General features: G+C 53.3%; 26 protein-coding genes and 2 tRNA genes. 14 read left to right on the top strand and 14 right to left on the bottom strand.

Annotation, left to right across the window (positions count from 1 at the left end; genetic code table 11):
- Positions 1-50 precede the first annotated feature (50 nt).
- Both DESMU_RS05620 and DESMU_RS05615 read left to right on the top strand, forming a co-directional pair.
- Positions 51-1,502 (top strand): TrkH family potassium uptake protein, encoded by a 1,452-nt coding sequence (locus DESMU_RS05620; protein ID WP_013562629.1) that lies wholly within the window; start codon positions 51-53, stop codon positions 1,500-1,502.
- Between the two features lie 93 nt (positions 1,503-1,595).
- A complete protein-coding gene (locus tag DESMU_RS05615; RefSeq protein WP_245526424.1) occupies positions 1,596-2,063 on the top strand; it encodes an EamA family transporter in 468 nt (155 codons plus the stop codon).
- Between the two features lie 28 nt (positions 2,064-2,091).
- Here the strand turns inward: DESMU_RS05615 and DESMU_RS05610 are convergent, their stop codons facing one another.
- The 6 genes from DESMU_RS05610 to DESMU_RS05585 are packed head-to-tail and all read right to left on the bottom strand — an operon-like array spanning position 2,092 to position 5,660.
- Positions 2,092-2,709: a KH domain-containing protein gene (locus tag DESMU_RS05610; RefSeq protein WP_013562627.1), complete on the bottom strand. Its 618-nt coding sequence runs from the start codon at positions 2,707-2,709 to the stop codon at positions 2,092-2,094.
- Positions 2,670-3,485: a serine protein kinase RIO gene (locus DESMU_RS05605; RefSeq protein ID WP_013562626.1), complete on the bottom strand. Its 816-nt coding sequence runs from the start codon at positions 3,483-3,485 to the stop codon at positions 2,670-2,672. Before DESMU_RS05605 ends, DESMU_RS05610 begins: the two co-directional genes overlap by 40 nt.
- The gene (locus DESMU_RS05600; protein ID WP_013562625.1) at positions 3,482-3,832 is read right to left on the bottom strand and encodes a translation initiation factor aIF-1A; all 351 of its coding nucleotides are present in this window, start codon (positions 3,830-3,832) and stop codon (positions 3,482-3,484) included. The genes DESMU_RS05605 and DESMU_RS05600 overlap by 4 nt, the downstream gene beginning before the upstream one ends.
- A gap of 2 nt (positions 3,833-3,834) precedes the next feature.
- A complete protein-coding gene (locus DESMU_RS05595) occupies positions 3,835-4,902 on the bottom strand; it encodes a 60S ribosomal export protein NMD3 (protein WP_013562624.1) in 1,068 nt (355 codons plus the stop codon).
- Positions 4,903-4,908: 6 nt separating this feature from the next.
- Positions 4,909-5,211: a DUF424 domain-containing protein gene (locus DESMU_RS05590; protein ID WP_013562623.1), complete on the bottom strand. Its 303-nt coding sequence runs from the start codon at positions 5,209-5,211 to the stop codon at positions 4,909-4,911.
- Between the two features lie 23 nt (positions 5,212-5,234).
- Complete coding sequence (locus DESMU_RS05585) at positions 5,235-5,660, bottom strand: translation initiation factor IF-2 subunit beta (RefSeq protein WP_013562622.1); 426 nt, start codon at positions 5,658-5,660, stop codon at positions 5,235-5,237.
- Between the two features lie 71 nt (positions 5,661-5,731).
- Between DESMU_RS05585 and DESMU_RS05580 the strand changes: the two genes are divergently transcribed.
- On the top strand, positions 5,732-7,018 hold the full coding sequence (locus DESMU_RS05580) for a tRNA (N(6)-L-threonylcarbamoyladenosine(37)-C(2))-methylthiotransferase (RefSeq protein WP_013562621.1): 1,287 nt from the start codon (positions 5,732-5,734) through the stop codon (positions 7,016-7,018).
- Positions 7,019-7,031: 13 nt separating this feature from the next.
- On the opposite strand, the gene DESMU_RS05575 is transcribed toward DESMU_RS05580, so the two are convergent.
- Positions 7,032-7,835: a hypothetical protein gene (locus DESMU_RS05575; RefSeq protein ID WP_013562620.1), complete on the bottom strand. Its 804-nt coding sequence runs from the start codon at positions 7,833-7,835 to the stop codon at positions 7,032-7,034.
- 152 nt (positions 7,836-7,987) lie between these two features.
- On the opposite strand from DESMU_RS05575, the gene DESMU_RS05570 reads away from it, so the two are divergent.
- Entirely contained in the window at positions 7,988-8,644 is a 657-nt protein-coding gene (locus DESMU_RS05570; RefSeq protein WP_013562619.1) for a potassium channel family protein, read from the top strand.
- A gap of 3 nt (positions 8,645-8,647) precedes the next feature.
- On the opposite strand, the gene DESMU_RS05565 is transcribed toward DESMU_RS05570, so the two are convergent.
- Positions 8,648-8,920 (bottom strand): elongation factor 1-beta, encoded by a 273-nt coding sequence (locus tag DESMU_RS05565; protein WP_013562618.1) that lies wholly within the window; start codon positions 8,918-8,920, stop codon positions 8,648-8,650.
- Positions 8,921-8,930: 10 nt separating this feature from the next.
- A complete protein-coding gene (locus DESMU_RS05560) occupies positions 8,931-9,152 on the bottom strand; it encodes a zinc finger domain-containing protein (RefSeq protein ID WP_013562617.1) in 222 nt (73 codons plus the stop codon).
- 84 nt (positions 9,153-9,236) lie between these two features.
- Between DESMU_RS05560 and pth2 the strand changes: the two genes are divergently transcribed.
- On the top strand, positions 9,237-9,584 hold the full coding sequence (gene pth2 / locus DESMU_RS05555) for a peptidyl-tRNA hydrolase Pth2 (RefSeq protein ID WP_013562616.1): 348 nt from the start codon (positions 9,237-9,239) through the stop codon (positions 9,582-9,584).
- A 22-nt stretch (positions 9,585-9,606) separates the two neighbouring features.
- Positions 9,607-10,713: a tRNA pseudouridine(13) synthase TruD gene (truD, locus tag DESMU_RS05550; RefSeq protein ID WP_013562615.1), complete on the top strand. Its 1,107-nt coding sequence runs from the start codon at positions 9,607-9,609 to the stop codon at positions 10,711-10,713.
- 1 nt (position 10,714) lies between these two features.
- On the opposite strand, the gene DESMU_RS05545 is transcribed toward truD, so the two are convergent.
- Positions 10,715-11,212, bottom strand: a complete 498-nt coding sequence (locus DESMU_RS05545; RefSeq protein WP_013562614.1) for a transcription elongation factor — start codon at positions 11,210-11,212, stop codon at positions 10,715-10,717.
- 159 nt (positions 11,213-11,371) lie between these two features.
- Here DESMU_RS05545 and DESMU_RS07200 point away from each other — a divergent pair.
- Together DESMU_RS07200 and DESMU_RS05535 are read left to right on the top strand one after the other, a co-directional pair.
- Positions 11,372-11,516 (top strand) — tRNA-Trp (locus DESMU_RS07200).
- 174 nt (positions 11,517-11,690) lie between these two features.
- Positions 11,691-12,839: an ABC transporter ATP-binding protein gene (locus DESMU_RS05535; protein WP_013562613.1), complete on the top strand. Its 1,149-nt coding sequence runs from the start codon at positions 11,691-11,693 to the stop codon at positions 12,837-12,839.
- A gap of 20 nt (positions 12,840-12,859) precedes the next feature.
- On the opposite strand, the gene DESMU_RS05530 is transcribed toward DESMU_RS05535, so the two are convergent.
- Positions 12,860-12,934: transfer RNA gene (locus tag DESMU_RS05530), tRNA-Val, on the bottom strand.
- Positions 12,935-13,033: 99 nt separating this feature from the next.
- On the opposite strand from DESMU_RS05530, the gene DESMU_RS05525 reads away from it, so the two are divergent.
- Positions 13,034-13,321 carry a transcriptional regulator gene (locus DESMU_RS05525; RefSeq protein ID WP_013562612.1) on the top strand — a complete coding sequence of 96 codons (288 nt, stop codon included), beginning with the start codon at positions 13,034-13,036 and terminating at the stop codon, positions 13,319-13,321.
- 17 nt (positions 13,322-13,338) lie between these two features.
- On the opposite strand, the gene DESMU_RS05520 is transcribed toward DESMU_RS05525, so the two are convergent.
- The gene (locus DESMU_RS05520) at positions 13,339-13,665 is read right to left on the bottom strand and encodes a DUF134 domain-containing protein (protein ID WP_013562611.1); all 327 of its coding nucleotides are present in this window, start codon (positions 13,663-13,665) and stop codon (positions 13,339-13,341) included.
- 76 nt (positions 13,666-13,741) lie between these two features.
- On the opposite strand from DESMU_RS05520, the gene DESMU_RS05515 reads away from it, so the two are divergent.
- The 4 genes from DESMU_RS05515 to fen all read left to right on the top strand — a co-directional run bounded on the left by DESMU_RS05515 (position 13,742) and on the right by fen (position 17,740).
- Positions 13,742-14,023 (top strand): DUF5320 domain-containing protein, encoded by a 282-nt coding sequence (locus tag DESMU_RS05515; protein WP_013562610.1) that lies wholly within the window; start codon positions 13,742-13,744, stop codon positions 14,021-14,023.
- A gap of 98 nt (positions 14,024-14,121) precedes the next feature.
- Positions 14,122-16,314, top strand: coding sequence for a CDC48 family AAA ATPase (locus tag DESMU_RS05510; protein WP_013562609.1), 2,193 nt, complete (start codon positions 14,122-14,124; stop codon positions 16,312-16,314).
- Positions 16,315-16,326: 12 nt separating this feature from the next.
- Positions 16,327-16,587: a hypothetical protein gene (locus tag DESMU_RS05505; RefSeq protein WP_013562608.1), complete on the top strand. Its 261-nt coding sequence runs from the start codon at positions 16,327-16,329 to the stop codon at positions 16,585-16,587.
- 82 nt (positions 16,588-16,669) lie between these two features.
- The gene (gene fen / locus DESMU_RS05500; RefSeq protein WP_013562607.1) at positions 16,670-17,740 is read left to right on the top strand and encodes a flap endonuclease-1; all 1,071 of its coding nucleotides are present in this window, start codon (positions 16,670-16,672) and stop codon (positions 17,738-17,740) included.
- A gap of 4 nt (positions 17,741-17,744) precedes the next feature.
- On the opposite strand, the gene DESMU_RS05495 is transcribed toward fen, so the two are convergent.
- Positions 17,745-18,425: a protein-L-isoaspartate(D-aspartate) O-methyltransferase gene (locus tag DESMU_RS05495; RefSeq protein WP_013562606.1), complete on the bottom strand. Its 681-nt coding sequence runs from the start codon at positions 18,423-18,425 to the stop codon at positions 17,745-17,747.
- A gap of 64 nt (positions 18,426-18,489) precedes the next feature.
- Between DESMU_RS05495 and DESMU_RS07040 the strand changes: the two genes are divergently transcribed.
- A complete protein-coding gene (locus DESMU_RS07040; RefSeq protein WP_013562605.1) occupies positions 18,490-18,987 on the top strand; it encodes a DUF371 domain-containing protein in 498 nt (165 codons plus the stop codon).
- Here the strand turns inward: DESMU_RS07040 and DESMU_RS05490 are convergent.
- Complete coding sequence (locus DESMU_RS05490) at positions 18,889-19,938, bottom strand: class I SAM-dependent methyltransferase (RefSeq protein ID WP_013562604.1); 1,050 nt, start codon at positions 19,936-19,938, stop codon at positions 18,889-18,891. The two genes, DESMU_RS07040 and DESMU_RS05490, sit on opposite strands and share 99 nt — an antisense overlap.
- Positions 19,939-19,940 lie beyond the last annotated feature (2 nt).

The following is a 19,940-nucleotide window of genomic DNA, read 5'->3' as shown; positions in this document are numbered from 1 at the left end:
TCCAGTATGGTACCCTACCGGTTGCAACCTGCTTAGCCTGGTGCCCATGTATGAGGGTGGCGTCACTGATAACCGGCCTTTTCGGTCTTATCGCAGTGCTGGGCTTCATGATGCTGAGTGTCCCATTGGTTGACCTGCTGGCTGGCGAGCCTGTTTCATGGAGTTTCCTCACGCTCTCCATACTCTACGTGTTGACCGGTATCGCCGGTGTAGAGGCCCTGGTGAGGCTGGGAGGCGTTGGGGAGATGGGTTTCACTGAGGCGTACTTCGTCTCAACTGTTTCATGGCTGATCATACCGGTTCTAGCCGCGATCCCATTGCACATGGAGATCGGTGTTCCCTTCATCGACGCGTTCTTTGAAAGCGTTTCAGGCTTCACGGGTACAGGTCTCACGGTTCTAAGCGGCCTGGATCACTTGAAGAAGAGTATTAACTGGTGGCGGGCCCTCATGCAGTGGAGCGGTGAACTAGGCTTCGTCGTGTTCGCAATGGTGATGATACCCTTCTTCTGGAGGTTCGGCTACACGCTCTACGGTGTAGAGAGGCCTGTGAGAGTGATGTATACCCTGAGGCGTACTGCGAGAAGGATAACGGAGGTCTATATACTTGTCACATTGATGGGTGTGGTTTTACTCTACTACTCTGGTGTAAGCCTCTATGATGCAGTAATACACACTATGACGGCGGTGGCCACGGGCGGTATGAGTAACTACGACGCCAACTATGAGGCGATCTACAGGTATGCTCCGCTCAGTATATTTCCAACAATACTGGTCATGGTGCTCGGAGGCATGAACTTTCTTAATCTAAGCCTGCTATTAGACTTCAGGGCGAGAGAGGCGTTTAGAAGCGACGAGGTCAAATACTATTTCGCAGGGCTTGCCTCCCTCTCCCTGCTCTCAGTACTGGTCTTCACGGTGAACGGTGCTGGTGCATCATCCATAGTGCTCGGAGTCTTCAACACGGTTTCAGCCATGACGACCACGGGGTTCAACATAGGCGTCGTCGGCGGATTCCCAGTAGGCGTGAAGGAGATACTCGTGCTCGCAATGTTCATAGGTGGCATGTCCTTCTCAACGGCCGGCGGGGTGAAGGTGTATAGGCTGGTCGTCCTCCTGAGGAAGCTGGGCACATATGGGGCGTCGACACTGCTCCGTGAAAGAGTCAGCCTCAAGGTCTCCATGGATGGGAAGAACCTCGACGAGGATGAGGTGTCAGGCGTGCTCCTCGTAGTAGTGATACACGCCTTCATAGTGCTCCTTGCTGCATCCCTGATAAAGGTTGCGATGCCACATGTGGACTTCCTAGACGCCTTATTCGAGTCAACGTCCGCTGCTAGCTGTGTCGGGTTGTCAACGGGTATAACATCAGCGTCCTCCCCGCTCCTCGTGAAGCTGGCTCTAATAGCTGGAATGTATCTTGGGAGAATAGAATATCTCCCCTTGATAGTGGCAGCCGGCTACCTGGCTCACAGGGATGTGTTGAGGACGTTCAGGGGCTGAAACCCGGTACTATTCTCCTCAGCTATGCGGGCCTTCTCAGCATGCATCAGCCCTTATACCCGGGTTCCCTCCTCATCGGTGTTGTGGCACCTGGTGGTTTTAATACTGTTCAAGAGATACTTAAAGCTCCTGGTGGGCTTGATGGAGCAATGGGTTGTCTACGCACTCCTTGACGCGCTGGCTGCCGCACTTGCAACAATCCTAGCTAAGATGGGGTTGCAACGCGTTGACTCCGTGACAGCTACAGCGCTCCGTTCGATCGTGATGATGTTTTTCGCGGTGGGCATAATGCTGTACTTTAGAGGAGTCGAGCACGTTAAGGGGATTACTCAGGTAGAGTACCTCTTCATAGTGCTCAGTGGTGTCGCCGGCGGCCTCTCATGGATATTCTACTTCATAGCTCTCCAGAAAGGCGATGCTTCATCTGTTGCAATGATCGATAGGTCCAGCATACTCTTCATAATACTTCTATCCGTACTCATACTTCACGAGGAGCTTACGTGGAAGAAGGCTGTTTCAGCAATACTGATAGCTGCAGCACTCTACCTGCTGGTGGCCTAGTGTCAGGGCTGCTTGCAGCACAAATAAGCTATTTTTCACCGGTCTCCGGCTCCTTCGACCAGAGCTCACGCATCCTACGCCTTTTAACAGAGAACATTTCCCTCTCAACATACCTGTAGACCGTGGAGTGCGTCCTACCCTGGATCAACATTTCAACCGCTGTGCGGGCTATGTTGGCGGATTCGTAGTCACCTATTATGGCTATGTAGGGTTCATATATAGATATATAGGTGCCGGTTGCCTCCTCGAGAACCCTCCTCGCCCTCCCCTCCTCACCTATCACTCTTCCGAGAACCCTCTTGATATGGTTCGGTTTATCGCCCACGTACTGACGTACATCGATGACCACCAGCACTTGATCCTCATCAAGAAGCCTGAAGGCTCTCTCCGGGCTGAAGCCGTATGCTATGGCTCTCACGATGTCCCTTGCCTTCATTAATTCCAGGGAGGATGTCTCGGGGAAAGCTGGCTCCACTATGACGCTGCCTGTCTCCGAGTCTATGGTTAGCGTGGTGCGTGTACGCTCCTCTATCTCTTTCTTAACTCTACCGTTGTCGCCTATGAGGACGCCTACTCTTTCCAGTGGAAGCTTCTCGTATAGTCTTGTTACGCCTGGGATGAATCTTCCCTTTTCATCGCTTGACACGTCTTGACGACCTCCAGTAACTCCTCTAGGCTAAGGGTATCTATACCTGCTTCCTCCCTGAAAAACCTGTTTATGTTCCTGAGATCCCTGGCTAGGAATTCATCGGCGTTGGGGTGTGATAGATCCACGGCTTGGCTGACATCTATGATGGCTACATCGGGTCCAGGCGTCACCATTACATTGTACTCTGAGAGATCGCCGTGCACGAGCCTGGCTTTACAGTAGATCTTGACAACCTCCTCCAGGATCAACCGGTAGAGATTCCTAAGCTCCTCAGCGTCGAGCTCCCTGTAGGCTTCAACGAGTAGAGGGTATCTAACCCCGTTCTCCCCGAGGAACTCCATGACGAGCACGTTGTTCATGAAGGCCACGGGCCGGGGAACCTTTACTCCCGCTGCATGCATCCGCTTAAGGTTCCTGTACTCCTTTCTCGTCCACGCGTATATCAGATCCCTGGTGTCCCTGACCCTGATGTTCTCGAAGCGGGGGTCTCCCGCTATGTATTTATATATTCCCTTCCTGAACTCAGCGGAGCTTGTCAGATAGATTTTCACCGCCAGGTACTCGCCCCTGTAGCCTGAGGCAAGGTAGACTCTGGCCTCTTTGCCGGCGCTGATGACCCCGCTCAGCTTCCTGATAACCTTTCTCCTAGTTAATTCCACTATGGTCATAACGGTTGCAGTGTCGAAGACTTCTTCAACGGTTTCAAATAAATCCTTGTCTTTTCTACGGGGCTCGTTTCTCCCCCCTAGAAGCCTATCGATGTCGTCGCTCATATCAGTTCACTTAAGGCGTCGATGAACTCCTTTGGGACAACGCCTTTCTCAACCAGCTTGTTGACCTCGTTTCTCCCGTACTTGTATACTACCTCGCCTTTATCGGATGAGAAATCCCAGAGCCCTACTAGGATTATGTCTCCCTCGGATATCCAGACCCTCCTCCTGAGTTTACCAGGGATCCTGATCTTCCTGTCGACTCCGTCGAGGCATTTAGCCACGAGGAAGTCGCCGCCTAGGTGTCGTATGACACCGCATATTATGGTCCCCTCATCCGGGTTAGGTAACGGTATCTCGCTTCCCTGGCCGGCTTCTCTCTCGTCTCGTCCCCTGCTCAGATACACCACCTCTACTCTTTCTTCACTACTACTTCTCTCTCACCGTCACTTAATATTATAACTCTATCCCCTGGCTTCAGCCCGTAATTGCCGGGGGTTAACGGGTGCTCCCTAAGCTCCCCTGTCTCCTCGTTTAAAAGGTACACTGTTGTCTTATCCACGGCTGTCACCGTGTACACCTTGCTGTCCACGTATACTTCACGCGGCTTCCTCAACACGTTGCTCCAGTAGTCTGAGAGACGTGCCTCTACTTCGACGCCCGTCTCCAGGAGCAGTATCTTCAGGCTTCCATCGCCGACATGCTTCACGACGCCTATGCTCCCCCGGTATTTGACCACGTCGTTTTCCTTGATCACCGGTATCCTCACGGATATAGTCACTACGCCGCTCCACTTACCCGCCTGGAAATCGTATTTAACCGATTTAAAGGACTCCGAGGTTCTCGCCCCGTATTTCCTGGCCAATACGTCGACATACCTTCTAGCCGCGATGACGTCATCGAACTTTACATCCATTCCATCCCTTCTCTCCTCGACTTCAACTATGCTGTTTTCCAGGCCCATGGAGTGCAGGAGGGCGCTAACCTCCCTGTAGAGTTCTCCCGTCTCCTCAGGTGGATCGAACCTGACCTGTACGAGCGCCTTATGCGACCCCGTGGTTCTCCTCATGCACTTATCGCATACCTTGTACTCGGTTTCCACCGCTACGAGGCCTCTGATCCTGGCCACGTGTTTCCCGGCTACTTCAAGGGTGAATACTGCTTCAACCCCGTGTTCGCCGGCGCTGATCTTACGTATATCGGAGGCAACGTCGACCTCGAGGACTCTTATCTCGCTGTAAAGGAACCTGTATAGCTCGCTGAGTAGCTCCCTCCGGATAACCTCCCTTAAATCAAGGGGCTGGTGCCATACTCCTTTGAAATACCATGAGCCGCACTTAGGGCAGACGACTACTTTCACCCTCGGCTTCTCCTTGAACACGCCGTGGTGCTTCAGGTAGCAGTCTATGCATAGGCCGTTGATTAACTCCTCTGGTTTAGTCTCCCTGCCGCACCTCACGCAGAAACGGGTTGAATCCATGGCTGTCTACACCCTGACGAACATCGCTATGGGCACTCCCTTTATCCATAGCACGGCCTCCGGGTGTACGAGGCCTCTCTCTATCGCCAGCTTCACTATGACTTCACCCACAATGTTCCCCATGGTTGCCGAGCTCAACGTGTTCACAGCCTCCTCCGGATCCACGAGTTCACCCTTGTAGAAGAAGGGGTCGACGTAGAAGTTGGCTTTCCTCTCTTCGTCGACTAGGCGTAGGCCCAGTATGTTTTCATCGCATGCTGCAATAATCAGCTCGTTGCCGACTGAGTGTTTCTTCACATATATCCTCACGTCTGCTCCACCAGGATAGCACCCTAGAAAGCTGGTAGGGTGGTTTCCGCACCACACGCGTCGCATCTGAGGACGAATACCTTCCCCTTCTTGGTTAGCCTCGTGTGAACCGAGCCGCAGGTGCTGCATTTAACATATCTTTCAACGAACCTTACCAGTAGCTGGTTCACCGCTGAGGGGTTGAACTTACCCTTCAACTCTAGTTGGCCGGCCTCGTTGATGGAGCTGGGCACGTTTAACTCCTTCATGAAGTACCTCTTCAATAACTCCTCGTCCCTGTTCAAGATGTTAGCTATCTGCCTGAAGTTCTGGATTATCGTCTTGCCACCGATCACCAGCACGCTTGCCTGCGGCATCTCGAAGACCTCGCCGCTACCCCTCCTGCCGGCCAGCTTTTCGAAAGCTCTTTCTAAAAGCTTCTCGTAGCCTGGTAGCCCTTGCCTACTCAACTTGGACACCCTTGAATCAGTGGATGGTATAAAGGGCTATATATATGTAGGGATAGGTGCGGTGGCCTGCTTTGAAGGTATACATTGAGACCTATGGATGCGCGTTGAACAGGAGTGATGAGGCATTGATGCGTGAAAGCATCACGGGAAAAGGCCATGTCCTCGTCAACGACCCCGGGGACGCTGACGCCATAATAATCAATACATGCACGGTTAGACTGGACACAGAGTACCATATGGTTAAGAGGATTAGGGAGCTATACAAGCTGTCCATGGAGGCAGGCAAGAAGCTGATCGTGGCTGGATGCATGGCTAGGGCACAGCCCTACACGGTGTCAAGGATAGCGCCTGGTGCAAGCCTTCTCTCACCGCAGAACTCCCCCCGTGTAGTGGAGGTTTTGGAGGCGCCTGGCAGGGTAGTAATGATCAACGGGGTGAGGGCGAGGGATAGGATAGGCGTCTACGTTGAGAACAGGGTTGCACCGATACCGGTACAGGAAGGGTGTCTGAGTAACTGTAGCTTCTGCATATCGAGGCATGCGCGGCGAGTCCTCGTTAGCCACAGCATTGACGCGGTTGTTAAAGCAGTGGGGAAAGCGGTTAGGGATGGCGCAGTGGAGGTGCAGTTAACAGGAATGGATCTAGGTACGTATGGGATGGATTTATACAGGGCTAGAAGGCTTCCCGACCTCATCAGGAGAATCGTGGAGAATGTTAGAGGGAACTACATGCTCCGCGTGGGCATGATCAACCCGGAGCACCTGCGCCACATACTGGAGGACCTGGTCAAAGTGGTCGCCGACGCGGAAAACGTGTACAAGTTCCTCCATATACCATTGCAGTCCGGGAGCAACAGGGTGTTGAAGCTCATGAGGCGGAACTACACTGTGGAAGAATACCTTGAAATGGTGGACAGGGTTAAGTCAAGCATACCTGAGGTAAGCATCGCCACAGACATCATAGTGGGACACCCCATGGAGAGCGAGGAGGACTTCGCTGAAACCCTCAGGGTCATAGAGGAGGCGGGATTCGAAAGAGTGCATCTAGCCGGCTACAGTATGAGGCCGTTGACTTGTTCAGCTGCAATGCAACAGCTACCCACCAGTGTGAGGAAGGAGAGGGTGTTGAAGGCTCTAAGGGTGGTGGAGAAGGTGGGCATGAGGGTTAGGGCGAGATACGTGGGGACCAGTGTAAGATGCTTCATCACCGAGCACACTGGTACATGGGTGTGCAGGCTCACCAACTATATACCGGTGGTGATAAGGGGAGGTGCAGGGAGCACACTAGACTATGGTAAATGGGTTGAGGTGCTGGTTGAAGAGGCAACTTTCTTCGACTTGAGAGGGAGGCTTCCATAGTGGCATCTAGTACTTATAGAGCCGCATGGTTCTCTAGGGAGACGCTGACACTCCTGGCTTTATCACCGAGGGCCCTGGAGAGCAGTGAGAGCACCTCTCTCATCAAGTCCTTCACAGCATCCTCCCTGAGAGATGTTGAGATAGGGTAGAATACGGCGATGTACTGGAGACGTGTATCGGAGGCTTCCACCATGATTAAGCCCTTATTGTCCTTGAACCCGGGGTGCCTGTAATCCCCAATGCTCTTCGACACCGTGTTATCTACTTCCATCAACCGGGATCCATTTCTCTCAGGTAGCTCCACTAGTATCCTCAGGGCGATCCTAGGTGTCGACGGCTTGAGCACGGAGCGGGCTAGCTGCATGTTGGGTATATAGTAATGGTTGCCCCATACGTCCTCGATGACCGTGTGATAAGGCGTAGTGCTAGTTATCTTCCCCTGTATGGTTCTCGGGTAGCCTGGTATCTGTATCTCGAAGAACTTGCCCCTGACGGGTACTCCAACCTGTATTACTGCGAGCGCCATGTAGGATGACAACGGATATATGAGGAAGAACACGCCGATCAAGCCGAGTATCACGAAGACTGTGAGCACGCCCCAGTACTGTGGGATGAACACTAAGACAGCGACGGAGATAGCCATCACTATCAGCGTCACATCGATCACTCTTATCGCGGCGTCTCTAAGCGTTATCGAGATTGTTCCACGAGAGACAAGTGAGTCAAGTAGTCTTGCAACAGCTATCCTTATGAGTATTATAGTGATGATCACTACCGTGAACAATCCAACGCTTTCTACCCTAATAGGTTGCTCCATGAGTCACCCCATATCACTGGAATTAGGGTGCATCTAAATAAACGCTTCCAGCAGGATGCTGGGCCTGTGAATGGGTGTAGGTGTTGACGCTATATATTATGATGTCATGATATACTTATAGATAGGTTTAGAGTAAGGAGCAGGCGATCTCCATGGCTAGACCCAGGATACTCGTGATCGGTGGTGGCAAGGTAGCAGAGCATCTCTTCACGATCTTCAACGTGCATGAGGAGGCGGATGAAGTAGTGGTTGTCGACAAGGATCCCAGGAGGAGAGCGGTCTTCGAGAGAATAGGCGACATACTGGTGCTGGATGGGGACGCAACCGATGTAGGGCTCTACAACGAGATAAACATGAAGGAGATCACAGCGGTGTTGGCCTTAACCAATAGTGATGAAGTGAACCTAATGGTGCTCGCCATAGCGAAGACCTTCGGTGTACCAGTGAGGATAGGTAGGTTCACGGAACCCAAGATAGCTGAGCTTGTTTCAAGCCTCGGGCTAGGGATACCAATAGTGCAGCCCGTTGTAGTAGCCAACATTATAGCGCAGATCCTCACATCCATATCCAGCGGTAAAGTGCTCGGCGAGATCGGTGAGGAGAAGATAGTGATGGCTGCTATAAGTGACGCCGACCCGGTGGTCGGCAACACTATCGGCGAGATAAGCCTTGGGGATGAAGGGAAGATAATACTGTTGTTCGACGGGCTCCGGTTCAAGGTACCCGAGCCCTCGGACGTGGTGAAGCCGGGGAACATCCTGATAATACTGGCGAGGAGTGAGGAGGTGTTGAGGAAGCTTAAAGGTTAAAGACTAGCTCAACCTGTTCACGTATTCTACCTCTACCTGGCTTACCCCTTGCACCTGGCTTAGAAGGTTCTCGAGAGCCTCGGTACCGCCCTCGGTCTCCTCGGGCATTACTATGGCTAGTCTAAGCGCCTTCAGGCCGAAGGCTATGGGTTCCTCATCCCACATCTTCAGCTCGTATCCCTGCGGCAGGGAGTCACTTATCCTCTCCCTGAGCTCCTCCAGCGGGGTTTCAACATCCTCTGGTAGCACTTTGACTATTACGAGTACCTGCGCCATGGAGACCACCTCAGGGACCCCTGAACCCGCAGTTGGGGCACGTGTACTCGACAACTAGTTTCCTACAGCTCTTACACCTCTTGATCAGAACCTTCCCGCAGTTAGGGCAGTAGAATTCCACACCGTACTCTCCCGGCTCCATTAATCGGTGGCAGCTATCGCACACCGGTGGTGTTGCCGCCTCCCCTATCTTCACCTCGACCTCAGCCGGCTTAAGCGTGTAGCCCGCCACATGGATCACCTTTTAAGCAAGGCATCTCTATTGATTATCGCATCGGGGATTAAAAACATTAGTTTTCAAGCGGTGTCTCCACATATGAAGCAGGTCATAATGGTTAGGAGCGATCTAGGGATGAGCAAAGGCAAGATCGCTGCACAGGTTGCACACGCCTCCGTGATGGCGGCCTTCGAAGCATACTTTAAACACAGGGAGTGGTTTGAAGAATGGTGGAGGAGCGGGCAGAAGAAGATAGTCGTGAAGCTGGAGGGAGAGGAGGAGCTTGTTAAAAGATATATGGAGGCCGTCTCCCAGGGTCTACCAGCATCCATAGTGAGGGATGCAGGGTTAACCGAGCTCCCTCCGGGGACGGTGACGGCTGCAGCCATAGGTCCCGCCCCGGATGAGAGGGTCGACAAGTTGACAGGCGACCTACGCCTGCTTTAAACCATAGTGGAAGGTTCCCCGTATGACTCCCTGCAGAGTCCTGTACCCTCACCCACTCGACTATGTAACCGGGTTGAAGTATTGTTTAACGGATCTCAAGGTGGGATGCTGGTACAGGGTGTCACCAGACACCTTCAGGGTGCGCGAGATAGTTGACGCAGAGGGCTTCACGCATCAAGCACCCCGGGGCAGGGACGGCTACATTGTTCTAAGGGTTGTTAAGAGGGGTGTCGACACGTTTGAAGCGTTAAGGTTGCTTTCAAGGAGGCTCGGCATACCCGTGGGCAACATATATTTTCATGGTTTAAAAGATAGGAACGCCACGACCACCTCGTATTTCTATGTTAAAAGACTCCTGGTGGATGAGACGGTGTTTCCACTGGAGGAGAAAGGGGTGTCCTACGAGATCGCCGGGTACACTAGGTCTAAGCCTCATCCAGGCTTGTTCAAGGGAAACGAGTTTGAAGTAGTCGTAGATGGCGTCAACCGGTCTCAGCAGGAGTCTCTCATCAGGATCACCGGTTTAATCGAGATGCATGGGCTCCCCTCATACTATGGTTACCAGAGGTTTGGTGTAAGGCGGCATAATACGCATTTGCTCGGCAAATTCTTCCTGAAGCACTATGAGGATCTCTTCGCTAAACACCTGCTTGAAACAGTCTACCCGTTCGAGGACTTTGAAGCAGTGTTGAAGAGGGTTAGAAGAAACTATGTGGGTCTACACTATGAGAACCTGTATGCTGAAACCCGTTACAGTGGCCGCGGCTTGTCAATGGTGGTGGAAGCCCTCCACGGGATAATCGTCGACGCGTACGCGGGCTACCTCTACAACCTACTCCTCAACAAGGTTGTTGAGGAGAAGGGGTATAAGGGGCTTGACGAAGAATACCCGATGCCGGGGTGTAGTGGGGCAATACAGCTCTATAGTGATATCTTCAAAGCAGAGGATGTTGATCCAGCTGAAGCCAAGCGCCTTCCATGCTTCCACAGGAGGGGGTTGTTCAAGCCTTTAAACACCAGGGTCTCATGCAGCGGGGGCTCGTGTAGGCTTGTGTTCTCGTTAGGGCCCGGCCTATATGCTACAGTGGTTTTAAGGGAGTTGTTTAAGGAGAACCTGATCCTGTATTGAGCTATTCAAAAACTATTCTTGCCTCAACTCCGAGTAGCTGGGATAGCAGCTTCTCGTATTCCTCCTTGCTCCTCTCAATGATCCTCCTATCCCTCCTCGACACCCTTATGTTCAACACCTCAATGCCTCCAGGCAGCCACACTTGGTTGACGCCTATTAGTGACGCTGGTGCCAGGAGCCGCTCTATCAACCGCTTCTGCTCGCCTGTTTCAACAATCACCTTAACCCTTGTATCCAGTCTACGTGAAAGCTCCTCTTCAAGCCTGCTGATCTCCTCCTGTTCGAAGCCGTCTCTAACCATCACCACGAGTTGACTGCTCATCCTGTACGACTTAACGTACTCGCCCTTCTTGAGGAATTTCAACTCGTCCTCTAGGTCGATAAGGGCCTTCATGACTGGTACCTCGTCCTCGCCGACTAGCCCTGACTCTATCTTCCTCTGGCAGCTCTGGCAGAGCACGCCACTCTTCACACATATCCTGTCGAGCGGGTACTTCAAGCCTCATCATCACCGTTTCATGCTCCGCTATTAGGAGAAATAACTGTTTAACTCTTTTAAATATGGTTCCAGGATGCATCGGCCGGTGCATTAGTCGAGCCCGGGTGCGAAAAGATTTAAACACCCCCTGTACATAGCTATAGGTTGATGACTTGTAGTGGGCCCGTAGCTCAGCCAGGCAGAGCGGCGGACGCCGTTGGGCGGCCGATGCTCCAGATCGCTATGGGTCAGAGGGACCGTTAGGGATGACTGGGATCTGGAGGGAGTGACCCGTAGGTCAGGGGTTCGAATCCCCTCGGGCCCACTACCTCTCCAACTCCTATGGTCGGTGTTTCACGGATGCTCAATGTGTTTTATGATACCTATATTGACTAGGTTATTTCAATCGGTAAATAAGGGTTTGCAGATGCAATGCCTTTATATTTGATTAATACCTTTATATAGAGTATGAGCCCATACTGGTTAGTGGTGTAACGGCTTGCCCGGCGTCAGGTTGGTTGACGTAGTGAAGAAGTATGGTAGGATCGTGGCAGTAGACCATGTAACCCTCTCAATAAACGATGGCGAGTTCTTCGCCCTCCTAGGCCCCTCTGGCTGCGGTAAGACAACGACTCTGAGGCTCATCGCGGGGCTCGAATACCCTGACGAGGGAAGCATATACATAGGTGACAGGGATGTAACGAGGCTGCACCCCAGGAACCGTGATGTTGCAATGGTCTTCCAGAACTACGCGTTATACCCTCACATGACTGTATTCGAGAACATAGCTTTCCCCCTCGAAGTGAGGAGGAGGGAGCTTGGTTTAACCAGGGATGATATTAGGAGGATGGTTGTTGAGACAGCTAGGTTCCTCGGCATAGACCACTTGCTTGACAGGCGGCCAGGCCAGTTGTCCGGCGGGCAGCAGCAGAGGGTTGCATTGGCAAGGGCCTTAGTGAGGAAGCCGAAGGTCTGGCTTCTAGATGAGCCCTTAAGCAACCTTGACGCTAAGCTCAGGTTGTTGATGAGGGCTGAGCTGAAGAGGCTTCAGAAGACACTCGGCATAACCACGGTCTACGTGACGCATGATCAGGCTGAGGCCATGACCATGGCGGATAGGATAGCTGTGATGGATAAGGGTAGGGTGAAGCAGGTTGGCACACCCGAGGATCTCTACTATAGGCCGGCAAACATGTTTGTAGCAGGCTTCATAGGTACTCCCCCAGTAAACTTCATCAAGTCGTCCCTCAAGAAGCTCAGCGAGGAGGTTAAGGCTGAGAGGGGTGTTGGGATAGTGGAGGCATCGAAGACTAGATATGTTCTCGAGCTACCCGGGCTCAAGGTACCCGTTGACCCCGGTATAGGCAGCATGCTTGAGTCCAAGGGGGTTTCAGAGGTTGTATTAGCTGTCCGTCCACAGCAGGTTGGAGTAGTCTTCGGCGACGGGGCATGGGATGTAGAAGGCGAGGTCCTCGTAGTGGAGCCAACTGGTACAGAGAGCATTGTGACAGTTAAACTAGGCGACGAAGTGGTGAGAGCCGTGGTTCCGGGTGATGCAAGGGTTCAAATGGGGTCAACAGTGAGGCTCAGGTTCGAGTGGAGTAAGACGCTCCTCTTCGATCCGAGGACGGAGGAGCTTCTGGCATAGAACCCCACAGGGCTCTTTAATGGGCCCGCGGGGACTTGAACCCCGGGCCTCCGCCGTGTCAGGGCGGCGTCCTAACCAGGCTAGACGACGGGCCCTATGTTGGAGACACATTGGGCTGTAAGACTAATAAACTTTATTACGATGAAGCGTCTAATGATAGACATGTTGCTCCTGCAGCGTTGACGGTGGAATGGATGCAGCTGGATGAGCATGAGGTAGCACGGACCCGGTTGTTGACGGCTCCCTCCAGGATGCTTGTGCTAATGCATCTTGGCGCCAGGCGTAAAGTCGACTTTATAAGGGCGGGGCTGGGGGCTGGCACAATATACTATAACCTCATACTCCTCGAGAAAGCCGGGCTTGTAAGGAAGAGCGGCAACGAGTACCGTTTAACGAGCAAGGGAAGGAAGTTGGCTGAAGCCCTCTACGGGTTCCTCTTGAAGGCCAAGGAGATACTCGGGGACACTACACTACAGGAGTAAGCGTCCCCGGTAACCGGCTAGCCGACCTCCTCTACTTCGCCGCCGGGTTCAACAATTATCCTCATGCCTTCTATAAGCGCCCTAGCCACCTTGGCCCTAGCCCCTGTTACAAGCCTCCACACGTAGCCTCTACTAATGTTCATTGATGCGGCTGCCTCATCAAGGCTCCTGCCCTCAAGGTCCACTAGTCGCAGTGCCTCTAGCTCTGGAAGCGTCAAATACTCTTCGCCGACGCCGGGCGGCTCAGGGTTGAATACTCTCTTGACAGGGGGGAGGGCCACGTGGATCGGTTTCGGAGGCCTCCCTACGCCCCTCCACCTTCTCCGCCAGCATCTCCCCGGCATCTCTACACCCTGTCTCGATCTATTTTTGGAAAAGTATAAAAACATGTTTTGTGAAATTTCAAAAAAGGTGATGTAGATGGGCTGGTGGAACAGGTGGTGGAAACCATACCCGGGTAACGGCCCCTTCAGCCATCTGCCGCCGTGGGAGAGGCCTGGATGGGTTCTCTTCGGCTCCTACAGGTGGTATGGTGGATACGTGTTTCCACCCGGCTACTACTGGGGTGCGCAGGCAGCGGACTCTGAGAGGGCATGGCTTGAGTACAGGAAGGCGATGATAGAGAACACTATTAGAGCACTCAACGAGGAGCTCTCATACATAGATAGGAGGCTTAAAGAGCTGGGTTCAACGGGCAAGTAGTCTCTCCACGCAAAGCTTTTTTACGGTTTTTAAGACTCGATCCTACACGGGTGTTTTCACCCGCTTTAACCAGGTATGTTAACCAATGGTGGAGTACATTGGTGAGGCTTGTTTTAAAGGTTCTGGATGCTGAGAGAAGGGATTACGGCAAGGGGATAGCTAGACTAGACCCCGAGGTCATGGAGAAATACGGGATAATGGACGGCGACCTCCTCGTCATCGAGGGGGAGGCGGAGGCAGCAGCGCTCGCCGGCACCGGGGGTCCCCAGGACAAGGGGAGGGGTGTTGTGAGGCTGGACCCCCTGCTCAGGGCTAATGCTAGGGCGGAGATAGGTGCATCGGTAACCGTGGAGAAGGTTGAGCGCAGATACGCCAGGGTCGTGAAGCTTGCTCCAACAAACTATCATGCATCGATCGACGACCACGTCTTAGAGAGCATTAGGAATAAGCTCATAGGGCACCCAGTGATGGAGGACAACGAGATCCATGTAACGATAGTCGACATACCTGTACCATTCAGGGTTGTATCGGTTAAACCCAGGGGGCCCGCGATAATTACGGATGAAACCGAGGTCTACGTCTTCGAGGAGCCTGTGGGCGAGTTCCCCCGTGTCACCTTCGACGATATCGGCGGGCTTGGAAACGTGATAGACAAGATCAGGGAGATGATAGAGATTCCATTGAAGTATCGGAAGGTCTTCAGGAAGCTTGGTGTTGACCCACCTAAGGGGATACTGCTCTACGGTCCACCAGGCACGGGTAAAACCCTCCTAGCTAAGGCGCTTGCAAACGAGGTTAACGCGTACTTCATAACGATCAATGGGCCGGAGATAATGAGCAAGTACTATGGTGAATCCGAGCAACGTTTACGCGAGATATTCAAGCTGGCCAGGAAGAAGTCGAAGAAGAACCCGGCCATAATATTCATTGATGAAATAGATGCAATAGCACCTAAGAGGGATGAGGTCATAGGGGAGGTTGAGAGAAGGGTTGTCGCACAGCTGCTGGCTCTGATGGATGGGCTTGAAAGCAGGGGCAATGTGATAGTGATAGCGGCAACCAACAGGCCTAACGCGCTTGACCCAGCGTTGAGGAGGCCTGGCAGGTTCGACAGGGAGATAGAGATACCGATGCCTGATAAGAAGGGGAGGCTTGAAATACTCAAGATACATACGAGGAGGCTCAGCGAGCTAGGGGTTCTCTCACGCGACGTGGACCTAGCCAAGATAGCTGAGATCACCCATGGATACACTGGTGCGGATCTAGCGGCCCTTGTAAAGGAGGCCGTTCTCCACGCTATCAGGAGGCAGGTACGTCTCGACACACCTGGTGAGTGGCCCCCGCCCGATGACCTGCTCTCATCGATAAAGGTTACATTCGAGGACTTCCTCTTCGCCTACAGGAGCATAGTGCCGAGCGGGCTCCGCGAGATCCACGTGGAGGTCCCCGACGTGAGGTGGAGCGATATAGGCGGCTTAGAGGAAGTTAAGAGATCCCTCAGGGAGAACGTGGAGTTGCCCCTGAAGCACCCTGAGATATATGAGAAGTACGGTATAAAGCCGCCTAAGGGAGTCCTACTCTACGGTCCCCCTGGATGCGGTAAAACCCTGCTTGCGAAGGCTGTTGCAACTGAGAGCGGCGCTAACTTCATAGCGGTCAAGGGTCCCGAGGTGTTGAGCAAGTGGGTTGGGGAATCCGAGAAAGCTGTTAGAGAGATATTCAGGAAGGCCAGGCTCTATGCTCCAGTAGTCGTGTTCTTCGACGAGATAGATGCAATAGCGTCTCTGAGGGGGATAGACACGGATTCAGGGGTCTCGGAGAGAGTTGTCACACAGCTAGTGACTGAGATGGATGGCGTGCAGAAGCTTGAAAACGTAGTGGTGCTCGCAGCCACCAATAGGCCTGACCTCCTGGATCCAGCGTTGCTGCGTCCAGGACGCTTCGACAAGTTGATCTATGTGCCGCCGCCAGACTACAATGCAAGGCTCGAGATACTCAGGGTTCACACGAGGAGTGTGCCGCTGGACAGGGATGTAGACCTCGCCGAGTTGGCGAGGAGCACTGAGGGCTATAGTGGAGCGGATCTCGAGGCCGTTGTGAGGGAGGCCGTTATGCTGGCGTTAAGGGAGTCCCCGTTTATAGAGAGGGTGGGGAGAAAGCATTTTATAGGGGCGTTGGAGCTAGTGAAACCAAGCATAAATGAGGCCCTGGTTAAATTCTACCTTGAGTGGGGGGCTAAGGCTAGGCAGTCCCTGCCGAGGCACACGGTGAAGCCAAGCATATACACGTAGGGGTGTTGACGCATGACGAAGTATACGCCTGGATACTGGAGGATAACACCGCTTTTCAGGGCTATCCTGGAGATCCTGGTGTCGAAGCCCGAGGGCATGCCTGAGAGCGATCTCGAGGATGCTTTGAAGAAGAAGTATGAGCTCGTCTTCAATAAGTCGGAGCTATACCATACGTTGATAAGGCTCGAGCTATCCGGGCTGATACAGGTTGAATCCGTTGGAAGAGAGCTGTTCATCAAGATATCTCCACGGTTTAACGAGTACGTGAGGTAGTTGACGCGGCTATTGTTGGAGGAGCATGGGCCTGATTAAATATTTAATATTGGATGAGCCGATCACTCTATCGGTGGAGTAAATGGGCGTCGACCTAAGGGAACTCATCCCAGACGACGCCAAGATCATTATAGAGGATCTGAGGACCCTACGGGGCAGGGTTATCGCGATAGACGGCTATAACGCGCTCTACCAGTTCCTAGCCGCCATCAGGCAGCCCGACGGGACGCCCCTAATGGATGGAAGCGGCAGGATCACCAGCCACCTCAGCGGGCTCTTCTACAGGACGATAAACATTGTGGAGGCAGGGATTAAACCCGTATACGTCTTCGATGGTAAACCCCCCGAGTTGAAGGCGAAGGAGATAGAGAGGAGAAGGGTTGTCAGGGAGGAGGCTGCGAGAAAGTATGAGGAGGCAGTGCAAGCCGGCGACTTAGAGTCAGCTAGAAGGTATGCGATGATGTCGGCTAGGCTCACCGATGAAATGGTGAGGGATGCAAAAGCCCTGCTCGACGCCATGGGGATACCGTGGGTTCAAGCCCCGGCTGAGGGCGAGGCGCAGGCAGCGTACATGGCTAGGAAGGGCGACGCCTACGCCTCTGCATCCCAGGACTACGATAGCCTCCTCTTCGGGTCGCCCCGCCTAGTGAGGAATCTCACTATAAGTGGCCGTAGGAAGCTCCCGAGAAGAGAGGAGTATGTCGAGGTGAAGCCCGAGGTAATAGAGCTCGATAAACTGCTTTCAAAGCTGGGCGTAACCTATGAGAACCTGGTGGACATAGGCATCCTCCTGGGGACGGATTACAACCCAGACGGCTTCGAGGGCATTGGACCCAAGAAGGCGCTTCAATTAGTGAAGGTCTACGGGAGCGTTGAGAAGATACCGAAGCCCCTCTTGAAATCCCCTGTTGAAGTAGATGTCGCAGCGATAAAAAAGTACTTCCTGCAACCCCAGGTGACAGACAACTATAGGCTTGAATGGCGTAACCCGGATCCCGAGGCTGTGAAACGCATACTTGTCGGCGAACACGATTTCAGCGCTGAGAGAGTCAACGCAGCCCTCGACAGGTATCTTAAAGCCTTCAGGGAGAACATAAGGGGCGAACAGAAGGGGCTGTCGAAGTGGTTCGCTAAGCCCGGTAAGCAGGGTTAAAAGGCTACTCCGAGTCAGGGTGCCACCCATACCTACCGATCAACGGGACGAATACGCATTCCATCCCATACCTCTTGGTGATGGAGCCTCCTTTCTTCTCAACTATTACGAGTCGCTGTGAGAACCGGTCTCCCACGGGTGCCACTAGTCTCCCTCCATCAGCCAACTGGTCTATGAGCGGTGGTGGCACAGCGGGGGTTGCAGCCGTGACGATCACCCTGTTGAACGGGGCTTCACCGGGGAGGCCGAGGGTCCCGTCGCCGACCACCACGGTGACATCGTCGCCGTAGCCAGCCTCCCTGAGACGCGTCCTCGCGTACTCGGCGAGCTCGGGTATTCTCTCCACGCTGTAGACATGCCCCTTCCTCCCGGGGTCGCTTCTAGCAACGATCTCGGCTAATACGGCTGCCTGGTAACCGGAGCCTGTTCCCACCTCGAGGACCTTGTCACCGGGCTCCGGGTCGAGTTCATCAGTCATTATTGCAACCATGTGTATGGCGCTGATGGTCTGCCCATACCCTATTGGGAGGGGTGTATCGTAATACGCGTACTCCCTCAGCTGCGGGGGGAGGAATGCTTCCCGTGGGACCCGGAGGAGCGCCCTCGCCGTCTTCTCGCTCCTAATGTATCCAAGTGAGCGTAAGCCCTCTACGACGAGCCTCCTCTGCTCCTCAAACCCCTGCATCCACACCTACCCTCTTTTAAACACACAGTGAACTCTATGTTTAAAGTGGGGTTTAAGCGTGATAATGGAGGTCATCCATGCACGGGGGCATCCAAGCATCAGGGCTACGCATGCATCAACAATCGAGGTGACGAGGGAGGAGCATCTTACCGAGAGAGGTGACTGCATAATAGGGGTTGCAGCCGATAAGTCCCCTAGGGATTTCTCGGGATCCTTCAAGGAGGCTTTGAGGAGGGATGACTCAATCCTCATAGTGGTGTTCAAGGTGGGGGATTTCTCAGACTTCATTCTTGCACAGGGTAGCAGTAGGCTCGTAGTCGACGACCCTGTTAAATTGATCATACGGAGAAGCCTCTTCGTGGAGCCAGCCACCGTGGGCATCAGGGCTAACAAGGCTGCCAGGGATATCGATAGGGGCCTCGTCAATGCTCTGAGAAACCCTGGATCCCTCCTTGAGGTGAGGCTATACGTGATCAGGCTTGGCGAGATCGAATCTATATATGCCGGCCCTCGGAGCATACTCGAGGACGAGCCTGGATCCCATGTGGATCCAGCCGGGTAGCCTGGCCTCCAGCTCCATGATAGATGACTCAGCATCATATGAGAGCACATATATGTGGAGGACCCCGCCGGGCCTTAACAGTGCGTCGTAGACATCGGTGAACTCAACGCTCCACTTCGGCAGGTTAGCGATCACCCTGTCAGCCCTCCCAGCCACCTTTACGTATCCCTCGACCTCCCTTGCATCAAGGTTTAAAGGTATGATGGTGCCCTTCAACCTCCTGTGGTTCAACGCTATGTTCTCGCAGAGAAGCCTATAGGCCTCGGGGTTCAAGTCGTTGGCGATGACAAGGGCGGTTCTGAGGGATGCTATGTGTACCGGGAACCCACCTATACCCGTGAACAAGTCTACAACTACCTCCCCGTCTCTCACTAGTGATGCAACCCTGTGGTGTTCCTCGCTCAGCCTCGGGTTGTAGTAGGCTCTCCCAAGGGAGACCTTGAAGGATAACCCGTACTCCTTCACCAGGACCTCTTCAACGGGCTCCCCCCAGAGCAGCCTGAGAACCGGTGTCCTATACTTGTCGACGGTCTCCTCCTTGACATATATGGCTCTGAGACCTGGGTGTATGCTTCTCAACACCTGGATTAACTCTGCTTCACCCATGTAGCCTAGCACGTTATCCCTGACAATGGCTACACCCCCTATCAGGTCGTAGGAGGGTACTTTTTCAACACGCATCCTCTGCTTACTGGGCGGGCTGCATTCAACGAGCTTGAATGACACCTCTTTCAACGCCTCGTTAACACCCAGGGCGTCCTTAACAGGTATCAGGATGGAGTCCCCGCTCCTGGTTACAAGGTGATCTGGGTCCACCAGGGACCTACTCCCCAACCTCTTCAACACAGCCTCAGCCAAGTGTTTCTCAACGCTCACACACAGCAAGGCTTTTCCTCCTGCCTCACCACATGGATTGCCGTGTTTCCTCAGTGTCTTTAAATCCCTCGCCAACG

This window comes from Desulfurococcus mucosus DSM 2162, from assembly GCF_000186365.1.
Classification (GTDB): domain Archaea; phylum Thermoproteota; class Thermoprotei_A; order Sulfolobales; family Desulfurococcaceae; genus Desulfurococcus; species Desulfurococcus mucosus.
Note: the sequence above shows the minus strand (reverse complement) of the source record. Positions and strands in the feature narration are given on the sequence as shown.